This is a genomic window from Capnocytophaga sp. oral taxon 412 str. F0487, from assembly GCF_000271925.1.
Classification (GTDB): Bacteria; Bacteroidota; Bacteroidia; order Flavobacteriales; family Flavobacteriaceae; genus Capnocytophaga; species Capnocytophaga ochracea.
In genome coordinates, this window is sequence record NZ_AJZR01000061.1 from 62,252 (window position 1) to 76,174 (window position 13,923).

Annotated in this window: 8 protein-coding genes; 3 read left to right on the plus strand and 5 right to left on the minus strand. The window is 39.3% G+C overall.

What is annotated here, in order from left to right; all coding sequences use genetic code 11:
* Nucleotides 1-9 precede the first annotated feature (9 nt).
* The gene (locus HMPREF1321_RS10620) at nucleotides 10-2,046 is read left to right on the plus strand and encodes a S9 family peptidase (protein ID WP_009422560.1); all 2,037 of its coding nucleotides are present in this window, start codon (nucleotides 10-12) and stop codon (nucleotides 2,044-2,046) included.
* Between the two features lie 98 nt (nucleotides 2,047-2,144).
* On the opposite strand, the gene HMPREF1321_RS10625 is transcribed toward HMPREF1321_RS10620, so the two are convergent.
* The 5 genes from HMPREF1321_RS10625 to HMPREF1321_RS10645 are packed head-to-tail and all read right to left on the minus strand — an operon-like array spanning nucleotide 2,145 to nucleotide 10,947.
* A complete protein-coding gene (locus HMPREF1321_RS10625) occupies nucleotides 2,145-3,542 on the minus strand; it encodes a DUF1735 domain-containing protein (protein ID WP_009422605.1) in 1,398 nt (465 codons plus the stop codon).
* Nucleotides 3,543-3,594: 52 nt separating this feature from the next.
* Nucleotides 3,595-4,854 (minus strand): DUF1735 and LamG domain-containing protein, encoded by a 1,260-nt coding sequence (locus HMPREF1321_RS10630; protein WP_009422570.1) that lies wholly within the window; start codon nucleotides 4,852-4,854, stop codon nucleotides 3,595-3,597.
* 12 nt (nucleotides 4,855-4,866) lie between these two features.
* Complete coding sequence (locus HMPREF1321_RS10635; RefSeq protein ID WP_009422594.1) at nucleotides 4,867-6,225, minus strand: glycoside hydrolase family 18; 1,359 nt, start codon at nucleotides 6,223-6,225, stop codon at nucleotides 4,867-4,869.
* Nucleotides 6,226-6,243: 18 nt separating this feature from the next.
* Nucleotides 6,244-7,902 carry a SusD/RagB family nutrient-binding outer membrane lipoprotein gene (locus HMPREF1321_RS10640; RefSeq protein ID WP_009422617.1) on the minus strand — a complete coding sequence of 553 codons (1,659 nt, stop codon included), beginning with the start codon at nucleotides 7,900-7,902 and terminating at the stop codon, nucleotides 6,244-6,246.
* A gap of 18 nt (nucleotides 7,903-7,920) precedes the next feature.
* Entirely contained in the window at nucleotides 7,921-10,947 is a 3,027-nt protein-coding gene (locus HMPREF1321_RS10645) for a SusC/RagA family TonB-linked outer membrane protein (RefSeq protein WP_009422552.1), read from the minus strand.
* 974 nt (nucleotides 10,948-11,921) lie between these two features.
* Between HMPREF1321_RS10645 and HMPREF1321_RS12050 the strand changes: the two genes are divergently transcribed.
* The gene (locus HMPREF1321_RS12050; RefSeq protein WP_002675432.1) at nucleotides 11,922-12,098 is read left to right on the plus strand and encodes a CAL67264 family membrane protein; all 177 of its coding nucleotides are present in this window, start codon (nucleotides 11,922-11,924) and stop codon (nucleotides 12,096-12,098) included.
* Between the two features lie 86 nt (nucleotides 12,099-12,184).
* The gene (locus tag HMPREF1321_RS10650) at nucleotides 12,185-13,759 is read left to right on the plus strand and encodes an NADP-dependent glyceraldehyde-3-phosphate dehydrogenase (RefSeq protein ID WP_009417614.1); all 1,575 of its coding nucleotides are present in this window, start codon (nucleotides 12,185-12,187) and stop codon (nucleotides 13,757-13,759) included.
* Nucleotides 13,760-13,923 lie beyond the last annotated feature (164 nt).

Sequence of the window (13,923 nt, forward strand, 5' to 3'; positions counted from 1 at the left end):
CAAAAACAGATGACTACAATTCCAAAAGCCAAACAAATACCCCATATATTCAACGAATTTGGAAAAGAACGCACCGATAATTACTATTGGCTACGCGAGCGCGAAAACCCTGAAGTTATTGCTTATTTAGAAGCCGAAAACGCCTACTATCAGGCGCAAACAGCACACACCAAACCTTTGCAAGAAACGCTCTTTGCAGAAATGAAAAGCCGCATCAAAGAGAACGATAGTTCTGTGCCTTACTTTTACAACGGTTATTGGTATCAAACTCGTTATGAAGAAGGTAAGGATTATCCTATTTATGTGCGCTACAAAGAAACGATCAAAGCTCCCGAAGAAGTGCTTTTCGATTGTAATGCGATGGCTAAAGGCAAAGCCTACTTTCACCTCGATAGCTTTGCCATAAGCGACGACAACCAGTGGGCGGTTTTTGGGGTAGATACGGTATCTCGCCGGCAATATATCCTGCAAATCAAGAACCTCAGCACAGGTGAAATACTGCCCTATAAAATCAAAAATACCAACGGACAAGCGATTTGGGCAGCCGATAATCGTACCATTTTCTACGTAAAGAACAATATCCAAACCCTGCGCTCTTTCAAAGTATACCGCCATATTTTAGGTACTGACCCCAAAGACGATGTACTGATTTTTCACGAAAAAGACGATACTTTTGATGTGTTCATCTACCGCGAAAAATCTCGCAAATATCTTGTGATAGGCAGCGAAAGTACCCTTACATCCGAATATCAAATCTTAAATGCCAACACCCCTCACGAGACTTTCAAAGTATTCCAGCCTCGCACACGTGGCTTGGAGTACGATATCGCTCATTATGAGAAGTATTTTTATATTCTCACCAATAAAGACGGTGCGACCAACTTCAAACTGATGCGTACCCCCGAAAGTGCTACAACTTCCGAGCATTGGGAAGAGGTAATAGCCCATCGTCCCGAAGTACGCCTCAACGATATCGAGATTTTTAAAGATTTCTTAGTAGTCGAAGAAGTGTACAACGGCTTAGAACGCATACAAATACGTTCGTGGGACGGCTCAAAAGTACATTATCTCCCCTTTGATAGCGAAACTTATACCGCTTATACTACTCAAAATGTAGATTTCAACACCGAATGGTTGCGCTACAACTACCAATCATTGGCAACTCCTGCTTCTATTATAGAATACAATATGCGCACTGGCGAAGAGCATCTGCTAAAAGAACAAGAGGTATTAGGCGGGAACTTCAACAAAGATAATTATATAGAAGAACGCCTTTGGGCAACTGCCCCTGACGGAGTAAAAGTTCCTATTTCGCTCATCTACCGCAAAGACATAGTGAAAAATGGGCAAAATCCTTTGTTACTGTACGGTTATGGCTCGTACGGAGTAACCATCAATCCTTATTTTTCTACCACCCGTTTGAGCTTGTTAGACCGCGGTTTTATCTATGCTATTGCACATATCCGCGGAGGAGAGTATTTAGGTCGCCAATGGTATGAAGATGGCAAACTCCTCAAAAAGAAAAACACATTTACCGATTTTATCGCTTGTTCTCAGTTTCTCATCGCCGAAGGCTACACCTCTCCCGAACATCTATTTGCCGAAGGTGGCTCGGCTGGAGGTTTGTTAATGGGTGCCGTAGTGAATATGGCACCACAATTGTATAAAGGCATTATCGCCTCTGTACCTTTTGTAGATGTGGTAACCACAATGCTCGACGACAGTATTCCGCTCACTACGGGCGAATACGACGAGTGGGGGAATCCTAATAACGAGAAATATTACAATTATATGCTCTCCTATTCGCCTTACGACCAAGTGCGAGCCCAAGCCTATCCAGCAATGTACGTGAGTACCGGTTTGCACGACTCACAAGTACAGTACTGGGAGCCCGCCAAATGGGTAGCCAAACTGCGAGAACTCAAAACCGACGACCATCCGCTATATTTAGACACCAATATGGAAGCTGGTCACGGCGGTGCCTCAGGACGCTTTGAAGCCTTAAAAGAAACTGCAAAAGAATACGCTTTTTTATTGGAATTATAGGAAAATAGATAAACAGAAAAAGGAATGTTTAGTAAACATTCCTTTTTATAAAGGATACTACTCTATTAAAAGTAGAATAGTATTTTATTTAATTTTTACTACTCTTCGTAGAAATTAATTTCAGAGAATCCCATCCAATAAGAGGAAGCGTTTTCATCATTAACAAAGTTTCCTACTGATAGACGTATAAGAGGAATGGCTTTTTTAAAGGTTATTACAATTTCACCACTACCGTTATAAGTTATAGTTCCTTGATATTGCTCACTTCCTTGTGTCATACCAGCATACGCTGATATATTTTTCACTTGGTTCCCTGATATAGCTTTCAATACTACTGATTTTATAAGTCTTACTTTAGGAAAAGTAAAGTAATAATAAGCACCATCTCTCACATAAGAATAGGTATTTTCATCTCCATCTAATAGAAATCTTGGAGAGTAATATATGTCTCCATAATAAGAAGCGATAATACCTTTTCTATCTATTATTTTACCTGATGGTTGAGTGCCCACTTCTACATTATCATTTGATGAGACTAACTCTTTAATGTCGAAATTCACAAAGAGTTTGTTATTAGTCAATTCTTGTTCATTGCCTGAAGCATCTTTTACTACATATTTGAGGGGTAATGCGTATTCTCCCTTATTAGTAAAAGAATCTTCATTTAGATTGAAAGTAAGCTTTTTACTTAACGCATCGAAATCATCTTCGGGGAGTGTTCCTTCAACTCCTGCAGGTGCGAGGGTTCTACCACTTAGCACAGCACTATCATCGCGCACTAAGGCTACTTTAAGTCCTGCTGGGAGTTCATAGCTACTCTTTATAGTGAAAGCGACTTCCTTATCACTATTTCCTATATAAACACTACCATTGTAGTAGCCTAAAAGTTTGGAAACAACTTTAGATTCAGCAGTGATTTTTATTTCTTCAGGGAAGACTTTTAGTACAAATACATCTTTTCCTTTAGGAAGTGTAAGACCGCTATCGGTTACTTTTAAGGCATAAGGCAAAATAACTTTTTTGTTAAAATTAGAGTTATTGCTAATAGTAAGCGTGAAAGTAACAGAAGTTTCACCTTTGCTAAGGGTTTTGGTAGCTTCGCTCAACTGAACAAGGTTAGCATCACCTAATTCAAAGCCTGAATAATTAGCTTTTACTTTGTTGTAAGCAGAAGCATCGTAAGCAAATGATACTTGAACATCCTTATCATAAGGTTTGTCAAGCAGTCTTACTTCTACTTCTTTGGTATAGTTTCTATTAATAGTTACATTACCAAAAGAGAGCATTGGCAGATCGGCAACAGTGGGTCTGAGATAAATATAGTTAAGACGAGGGTCATACCCTAATTGGGTACGAATATCATTGTCTTCTATTTTTTTATCAATTTCCCAAGTAGTGCTATCGTTTTTTTCGACAGTAATCTCGTCTTTTTTACAAGATACTAATAGTGAAAAACAGAAAGCGACTGTTAAACTATTGAATATTATTTTTTTCATTGTGTTTATTTTTTAGAAGCTATTTCTTTACAGTATAGCCTCATTGTTATTACTAATCTTCTGTATCTAAGATTTCAGATGGGAATTTTACATTCTCTTTCCATTCTATCGTAGGAGTAAAGGTAGCTTCATCAATATCTTTTACATACGAATCACCATCTTGTTCTCCTGTATTATAGGAAGAAGTACCTTTTCTATAGATAGTGGTATTATTGTACTTGCTCATATCTTTAAAGCCGTCTTTTTTGGTGATAGGCAAGTAGGCTACCAAACCTTTACTAGTTGGATCAACAGGCAAGTATAAACCATCTACAATCTCAGCATCGGTAAGAACTCTGTTCCACAATCTAAACTCACGGAAATAACGATTCGCAGAGTAAGAGGTTTGGGTATTTTCGATATTGATACGCATACCAGGAGATACTTTTAAGCTAGGGCGTTGATAAGTTTTAATAAGTTTACCATTGATATACAATTTAAGGAAAGAGTCTTTATAGGTGAAGGTAATTTGTACCCATTTTCCTACAGCAATATCTTTAGATTCTGCCCAATCGTCGGGGCTATCTCCACCACCGTTTTTCACCTGTATTTTACCAGCATCTATACGGGTATAAGGTAACATTTCGCCTTGGAAAAGTGACATATTTACATTGGTATTATTATAGGAGTGAAATTCTTCAAACAAGAACATTCCTTGTATGGTAAATTCATCATTTCCTTGAATATTGTCGGCTACTTTCACTCCTAAACCATAGCCTTGTTTAATTTTGGCTACTGAAGTTTTGAACGGACGACTAAGGCTTATTACCACATCTTTATTAGAAAGAATAGGCAAAGAAGCAGAGACGATACGCAATGGGATAGCGTATTTTATGCCTAAAGGGAAGGTATCATCATTTAAAGGGCGTACTTTCACTCCCACTTGTACAGCTGTTTGTCCAGCTTTTAGAGTGATGTTCAAACTACCATTAGTAGATTTATTGGCAGTATTACCTTCTTCATACAATTCGTATTCAGAGACAGGTAACATTTTGTAATTAGTGGTGTTTTTCTCGTTGTATTCAGGGAAAAAATCGGTAGTAGCAATGGTGATGGTTTCATTGCGCTCTCTGAGGTTAGACATACGGATTTCAAACTTAGTGCTACCTGATTCAGTAGACTTGGCAAAGCTCACATTGACATTGTTGTCGTTCATATACACCGCTGAAAGGTTTCCGAGACTGTTACTATTGTCGTTGTCTAACTTTTCTTGACAAGCGGTGAGCCCTAAGAAAAGGGCTACACTCGCTAATTTTATGATTGTATTTTTCATTGTAATAATTTTTTAAGGGAGAATGATTGTAGGTTCCATTTCTTTATAGCCTGAGTAATCAGGGCGAGGATTAGCGATGCGGATCGCTTCACGAGTCCAAGCGTAGTGCAAATACTTGCGAGTAATATTATTATCTTGGAGATATTTTTTGAAGTGAGGGTCACTTTCATTGGTAACAGCGTAATCACTTTGTCCGTGGTATGCTCCTAAACCCCATATTTCTTTATTTTTTACAGCTTTCCCTTTTCCTATCATTACATTAAATTTACCTGCTTGATAATTAGCTGAGGTAGAGTTGTAGTAAACACCTCCTAAATGTTCAATATGATTTCCTACCCCATTAACATTATAGTCTTGTAAAAAGTGTTTATCAAAATAAGTAGTAAAGTGATTATGGAAAATTGCTGCTACGTGACAGGGCACATCGGCACAGAAATAGTAACGTTTGGTAAGATAGTTAGCTGGCAAATAAGATTTGAAACTATTAATATATTCAGCTTCTTTAGGGTGGAATCCTGAAGTAGAAGCGGTAAATAACGCTTTAAGATTAGCTTCGCGTTCTGCTTGAGTTTTTACAGCATGATCTGCTCCTATAGGACCAAAGTATTTAGCCATTTCTTTTACAAATTTAGCTATATTACTATTCTCATTACCCCAATCTACCATTAATGGAGTCTGTTTTTTCTGTTCTTCTCCTGTAAGATTTTGATTATGGTTCCCACAAGTTTCCCAGTCTACATCATAACCATCAAAATCCATAGCGATGATATAGCGCGCTAACTCACGAGCATAGATCTCTGGCCATTGGTTATAGCATTCAGCATAAGGATATTTGTTATGAAAGTCTTGACTACCTGACACTCCTTCTTTGGTAGCGGGTAAGCCTAAACCTACACTTGGAGTTTGCCAACACATCAAGATAGAGCCTCCCTTTTTGTGAAAAACCTCAATATCTTTCTTGTGAAACTCAGTAAGGGTTTCGGGGCGCATATTAGTACCTCCCCAAATAGAAAGCGCTACTATCGAGTCGGGTACAGCTTGTAACCAGCCACGTGCAATGCCTTTTACAGGTTGCCAAGTAGGCCCATCAAACCAAAAATATACCATAGGCACCTGACCGCCAGCTTCACCTGTATTGAGCCACGCTTTTTGTTTGTACTCGCGGAGCTGAGCCCAATAGGCTTCAAGAGCTTTTTTGTTCTCTTCAGTACGTTCAGCTTCAGCGAGCCATTTAGCAGCGTCTCTTTTGTCCTTTAAGTCCTCTAATGCCGCTCTTTCAAAATCTTCGGCATTCGACTCTGTTTCTGTCCACTTACTACAGCTTGTAAGTCCGATAGTAAGGGCTAATAGTGTGTATACAAATTTTTTCATCGTATTTTACTTTTAAATTTATTTAGTTTTTTTGTCCCACCATACGTTAGTAGCAGCGTTATCAGTACCACCTAAGAGGCTTTGAGCAACTGTAACGTTTTCTCTGTTTTGTTTAAATTCATTTTCAGGGAATGGGAAACGACGCATACCGAAATCTTTACCAGAAGCAGGGATATTTTGCACTCCTACATTGGTTCTGTTTAAAGCGGCTGTAAACATACGAGGGTAGCCCGTACGACGCCATTCACTCCAGGACTCGAAACCATTAGGATAGTTAGCGAGGTATTTTTGAGTGATAATTTGCTCTAAATGGTCTTCAGTACTACCGCTGGTGAGCCATTTTTTATCAATAGTGCTCGCTGCACTGATGTTGTAAACAGAGTTTTTAGGGTCGGGATAGTTAGCAGGCTGAGCACTACTATTGTAATAGCTTTGCGCTTGAGCAGCAGTTAAACCATTTTCGGCGAAAGATACTTCAATACCTTTTTTGTACAAATTTTCGGCAGTATCGTTAGTATACCATCCTATCAAAGCAGCTTCGGCGAGTAAGAATTGTACTTCGGAAGCGCGCAACCAATAGGTAGGAGTAGTTTGTACTACAGTAGGTACTGAGAAGTTTTTGTAGACAGCTACATCGGTGGTAGGGTCGATACCAGAGCGTACAGCGTAGAAATCGGAGGTTTGAGTATCGGCAGTTGCTTTGGTAAAGTATTTAGCCATACGAGGGTCGTTATATCCTTTTAGATAAGAATAGATAGTCGCGCCCATTTTAAGCTCACCATAACCTAACATAGTTACCAAGGAATGGTCGAAAATATATTTACTAGAGGTTACTAACTTACCTGCTTGAGAATCGTCTTCAATAAGTCCACCAGGATTCGTAGTAGCTTTAGTTACATATTGTTGAGCGAGTGCTTGGTCAGCAAAGCGTACACGCATTGCTAAGCGCAACATCAATGAATTGGCTAAGCGTATCCATTTAGCAGTATCACCTTGGTAGACAGGGTCGAAGTTTTCTAACACTTTGTTGTTAGCTCCATATTGATTGAGTATGGTTACTGCATCGTCTAATTCTTTTAAGAAAGATTTGTAAACTTTTTCTTGGCTATCGTATTTAGCTTTGATTTTACCAGGTTCCATATCACTATAAGGGATAGGACCAAAGAGGTCGGTAGCGCGATGCATAGCCATTATTTTTACGATTTGTGCTAAAGAATAAGCAGCTTGGCTTGTCAAATCTTTAGGGGTATACACCAATTTACCATTTACAGTTTGGACATTGTGCAAGCGGTTTTTAATCTCAAAATAAGGGTTCATCACTTTTGTAATAAGTGTAGAGAAAGTACCATTGGCACGGAAGTCGGACACATAGTAACTGGTTTGGTTATTACCATTATCCCAGTGATTACGCCCTGGAGAGAAGTAACCTACCCAGTTATCAGTACTCATATTTTGTACTACTTGATAGTCGTTAGCAGGGTTAACACCTACTCCTGTAGGGATCGGGCGTTGTACCAGCTCGGTAAAATATCCACCAGAGGCATAGCCACCACGGTTAATATCCTCATCGGTAGGTTGTGTTTTATTAGTATTTACATCGGCAAAATCTTTAGTACAAGCGCCGAGTAATATACCTGATAATGCTACAACTGCTATATTTTTATTGAATATTTTCATTGTTTTGTCGTTTTTGAATTAGAATTTAATTTTCAAGCTCGCACCGTAAGTAGCTGCACTTGGAGTCATAAAAAACTCAGTAGTAGCATAGGTACCTACACCATAAGTAAGTTGAGGGTCGAAAGGAGCTTTGTTGTAAATCATCCAAAGGTTAGTACCAATGGCACCAATCGTTACGCTTTTTACTTTATCCCAGAAGTGTTTGCCATCTATAGTATAGTTGAGAGATACTTCTTGGAGGCGTACATTAGTAGCGTCGTAAGAGTAATAACCAGGGAGGTCTTTAATGGTATTGTAGTATTTTTGAGCGTCGTATTTTTTACCGTTCACTACTACCCCACGGTTATCACGAGCATCGGCAGAAGCTTTTGATACTCCGTAGGCATCGAGCATAGGTTGTGTACCTGCTAAAACGATACCTCCAAAGCTACCGTTGAACAAGAAGCTCAAATCGATACCTTTATAAGAAAGGGTGTTGCGCCATCCCATTTGGAAATCGGGGGTAGAACGACCTAATTTTACTTCTTGAGTTTTATCAAATTTGTATTGAGAAGCTTCTTCGATAAGATCACCGTTTACATCGCGGAGCAATACACCTCTTACTACAACATCGGACATACTACCGCCTTCGCGCAATACAGTGCTACCTTTGCGCACTTCTGTAATATCAAATAATTCACCTGTGAAAGGATTGCGGTAACCGCGAACTAATTCTTTTATTTCGTTTACGTTGCGTGAATAGGTAAGAGTAGAATTCCAGTTGAGTTCTTTGTTAAGGAATTCTTTATTGTAATTTACTGACAACTCAATACCGCGGTTTTCAACGTTACCTGCTTGCAAATAGAAAGAAGAGTAGATAGAAGAAGCGGACAATTGTTGTTCAAAGAATTGATTATAAGTGTTAGATTTGTACAAAGTCAAATCTATTGACAAGCTATTACCGAACAATTTGGTATTTAAACCAGCTTCCCAAGAAGTAGTGCGTTCAGCTTTAAATTCTGGATAAGGATATACCTTATTAGTTTTCAAGCCGTCGGCAGTAAGTTCGTGAGTAATAGTACCTGGAGTAATACCTGTTTTGCTGATAGGAGAACCTACCTCAGTATATGAACCGCGTACTTTCAAATAGTTGATAAACTCAGGCAATTTTGTCATTTGAGAAATCACAGCTGAAAGCCCTACAGAAGGATAGAAGAATGAAGGTTCAGCAGAGTTTACCAATTGTGAAGACCAGTCGTTACGACCTGTAGCTGAGAGGTATAACATACCTTTATAGCCGAGTTCAGCACTCCCAAATACCGCTACGTTTTTAGCGCGAGAATAGCTCTGACCTGAGCCTCCTCGTTGAGGGTCGAAGTTAGTTGTTGAGAAGAGGTTAGGCAAACGGAACAACACGCCTCTTGCCGAAAGACCAGTGCTATAACGGTCGTTATAACTTGAACCAACGTTAGCTGTTAAAGAGAATTTTTCGCCAAAGTTTTTATTGACGTTAAACATTATATCGGCATAAGTTTGCTCATCTTTAGTTTGGGTATTAGCATAAGAACCGTTGTTGTTAGGCCCCCATTCAGTTTTCCAACCGATTAAGAAGTTGGTAGTGCTGGCATATAGTTTTTCTTCAGCAGTACCGTAGTCGTTATCTAAACGCACACGCCCTGTAACATTCAACCAATCGAGGATATCGTATTTCAAAGAAGCCGACATCATATAGCGTTTCTTGTTGTTCAAGAAGAGTTCGCGGTTCGCTACCCAATAAGGGTTTTCGGAGAAGTAGCTGTCAACTCTATCAGAATAAGGTTGATATCTTTCATAAATACCTCTTGAAGGGTTGTAGCGTTCATAAGCTTGTACATCGCGATAATCCATACTGCGTGGCATTAAATACAAACCTACTAAGGGGTTGAAATAACCACCTCCCGCCATCATATTACGGCTACCTTGGCGGATAAAGTTACCACTTACATCTAAGTGCAATTTATCTTTAGCAAAATTAGCAGTATTGCGTACCCCTACGTTGTAACGATAGTAAGCGTTGTTAGGAATGAGACCTTCGGCATTGGTTTGTGCAGCCGATACAAAAGTTTGGTTTTGAGCGTTCCCTGTAGAGAAGGTAACAGAGTTCATAAAGTTTGTACCTGTATTGAAGAATTTACGAGGTTCGAAAGTAGAAGGTGTTGCTAATTTAGCACCCCAGCTTTTATCACCATTGCTACCATAAGTATTTTGGAATTCAGGTAATAATATAGGAGTCATCAACTCTACACTGCTGGATAGGTTTACTTCAGTTTTACCCTCTTTACCTTTTTTAGTGTTGATAAGGATTACCCCGTTAGCGGCTTCACTACCGTATAAAGCTGCTGCCGAAGGACCTGTAAGTACGTTGATACTTTCGATATCCTCAGGGTTGATATCTGAAATACCTTCTCCTCCACCTGGACGACCGAAGTTATTACCTCCGCCATCACTTTGTTTGTTGAAGAGTGGTACCCCATCAATCACATAGAGTACACCGTTATTACCGTCCAATGATTTGAGACCGCGCATTACCACTTTGGTAGAACCACCTACCCCAGAAGAACTACGTTGGATATTCACCCCCGCTACTTTACCGTTGAGGCTATTTACCACGTTCACGTCTTTCACTTTGGTAAGTTCTTCCGACTTCACTTGTTGTACGTTATAACTTAAGGCCTTTTCTTGGCGTTTGATACCCAAAGCGGTTACCACTACTTCACCAAGTTGTTGTGCTTCTTCTTGTAACACCACATCTAAAGTAAGAGTACCGCTCGCTTTCGTAACTTTTCTTTGCAGAGTACTATACCCCAAGAAGCTGTACTCAATAGTTTCATTGGCAGCTGCTTGTAGTTCATACTTCCCGTCAAAGTCAGTTGAAACACCACGTGTTGTACCTTTAATCACAACACTTACACCTGGCAGTGGCATACCATCACTGCCTGTAACTGTACCAGTTACTTTCGTTTGTGCCATTAGCACACCGCTAAACAATGCAAAAACGAACATTAGCATTGATATTTTTACTTTCATTACTTTATTGAATAAATTAATTTGGGCGCAAAATTAGGAATATTTTAACATAGCGCAAATTTTTCACCTTACTTTTTTCCTTTTTTTTCTCTTTTTCTTTATTTCAAAAATATATATTATTGATAATCAAATAGAATCAAAAGTACTAATTTTATATTTTTCTCCTTCAAAAATCTCCAAAGATTAAAAAATAATCTTCTTTATATCTATTTTATTAAAGAAAAGCTTATTTTATACGGTTATTTTTTAAATCTATTTAATTATTATAACCAAAATAGTTTACTCATTAAATTAAAGTCTTTTTTTCTAAATCAATACCCATTCTTAATATTTTCTTAAAACAAATGTTAAAATCTTCTCCCCTTCATCTCAGCGTCATTTCATCACTCCCTTTCAAAATCGCAAACCACTATTCTTCTCCCCTTTTCCCAACCATACACCTTACCAAAGTTTCTAATTGCTTTTCGTACTACAACCTTTTACAAAGTCAAAAACTACCAATAACCCTCTTTTTATCTCTACCTTACCTTTAACTTAGCTTCACTTTTTCTTCGTTCATTCTTCGTTCATTCTTCGTTCATTCTTCGTTCATTCTTCGTCCATTCTTCGTCCATTCTTCGTCCATTCTTCGTCCATTCTTCGTCCATTCTTCGTCCATTCTTCGTCCATTCTTCGTCTTTGCATCGCTACAATTCCCCCTCTTTGAGGGGGTTAGGGGGAGGTTTTATTCGTCATTCGGTCGTTTATCATCTATTATAGACCCACTGTAGACCCACCCATTATTCAATTATCCTATAAGCTTTGTACAATCCTCTCCCTATTCCACCATTAACCACTAACCACTAACCATTAACCATTAACCACTAACCATTAACCACCAACCACTAATCATTGACCATTAATTCAAAAATTTGTTCATTTGCTAATTATTTTCTACTTTTGCCTACTGATAACCGATACTTGTAATCATAATAATGAATAAAAATGCTGTATTAGGGTGGGCAACCCTCATAATGATAGTAGTAGGCTTAGGGCTTATCGCTTTAGGAGCCTTTAAATACAACGAAGTAGCAGGCTTTGGATTCGGAGCGGTAGGCATTGGCTTTTTTGCTATTGCTTGGGTATTCAACGCCCTCAAAGGAAGAGTATGACAATTTGCTAATTTGTTAATGTGATAATTAGCAAATGTACATACCCTACTCATTTGCTAATTTACTAATTTGCTAATTAAAAAATTATGAATATACCAGAACAATTTCAAGTAAAACCCTTTCGCCAAGACACTTACCTTATCGATGGCGAACTCCGTGAGTGGAAAGGTGAGTTCACCAATATCTACTCCACTATTTCTTCTACTGAAAAGTATGAACGCACCCTCTTGGGTAGCGTGCCTTCGTTAGGCAAAGCTGATGCTTTAGAAGCCCTTCATTCGGCTACCGAGGCTTATAACAAAGGTAAAGGTTTATGGCCTACGATGAAAGTAAAAGACCGCATCTCCGCAATGCTCAAGTTTGTAAAACAAATGGAAAAGCAACGCGATGAGGTCGTAAAACTGATGATGTGGGAAATCGGCAAAAACTTGGACGACTCGCGTAAGGAATTTGACCGTACCGTAGAGTACATCTACGACACTATCAATGCTTATAAAGAACTCGATAACCAGTCGTCTAAATTCGTACAACGCGATGGAGTCTATGCCCTCATTCGTCGTGGCCCCTTAGGGGTTGTACTCTGTTTAGGCCCTTATAACTACCCACTGAATGAAACCTTTGCACTGATTATCCCTGCACTTATTATGGGCAACACAGTGATTTTTAAGCCCGCTAAACACGGGGTATTACTCTTCACGCCTCTATTGGAAGCCTTCCAAAACTCCTTCCCTCGTGGGGTGATCAATATTCTTTACGGACGCGGTCGCACCGTTGCACCACCCATTATGGAGAGTGGTAAGGTAGATGTATTGGCACTCATAGGCAACAGCAAGACAGCTATTGCACTGCAAGACCAGCACCCTAAGAAAAACCGCTTGCGCCTTGTCTTTGGGTTGGAAGCTAAAAACCCTGGGGTAATACTTCCTGACGCCAATCTTGATTTGGCAGTAAACGAATGCGTGAAAGGAGCTTTGTCTTTCAACGGACAGCGTTGTACAGCACTAAAAATCCTCTACGTACACGCCAAGATAAAAGATGAGTTTCTCAAGCGTTTTGCCGAAAAGGTCGATGCGTTGAAATTTGGTAATCCGTGGGACGAAAAAGTAGCTCTCACTCCCCTACCTGAGGTCGATAAACCTGCTTTCTTACAGGAACTTATAGACGATGCTCTTGCCAAAGGGGCTACTATTCAGAATAAAAAAGGTGGTCAGCGCACTGATAACTTCATTTTCCCTGCGGTACTTTATCCCGTTACCAAGGAAATGCGAGTGTATAACGAAGAGCAGTTTGGACCCCTTATTCCAGTAAAACCGTTCTCCAATATCAACGAGATTATAGATGAGATTTCCGATTCTAAATACGGACAGCAAATCAGTTTGTTTGGCGAAGACCCACACGAGCTCTCTCCTCTCATCGATATGTTGGTGAATATGCTCTGCCGTGTGAACCTCAACAGCTTGTGTCAGCGAGGCCCCGATGTATTCCCTTTCACTGGTAGAAAAGACTCAGCTGTGGGTACCCTAAGCGTACACGATGCCTTACGCTCGTTCTCTATCCGCACTTTTGTATCGTTCCAAAACAACGACTATAACGACAGGATAGTAGAGAACCTCCTCCGCACCGGCGCTTCTAACTTCATCAACACCGATTTCATTTTATAATCGTTTTAAAATATCTCAACCAAAAAAAGCAGGTTACTAAAGACTTAGCAACCTGCTTTTTTATATCCGTAAAACAGATGATTTAGGTGAATTATTTTAATAGGAATAGAAGATAACCATAGAATCTTTAACACTAAAAATTTGTATAATGATATTAATATTCG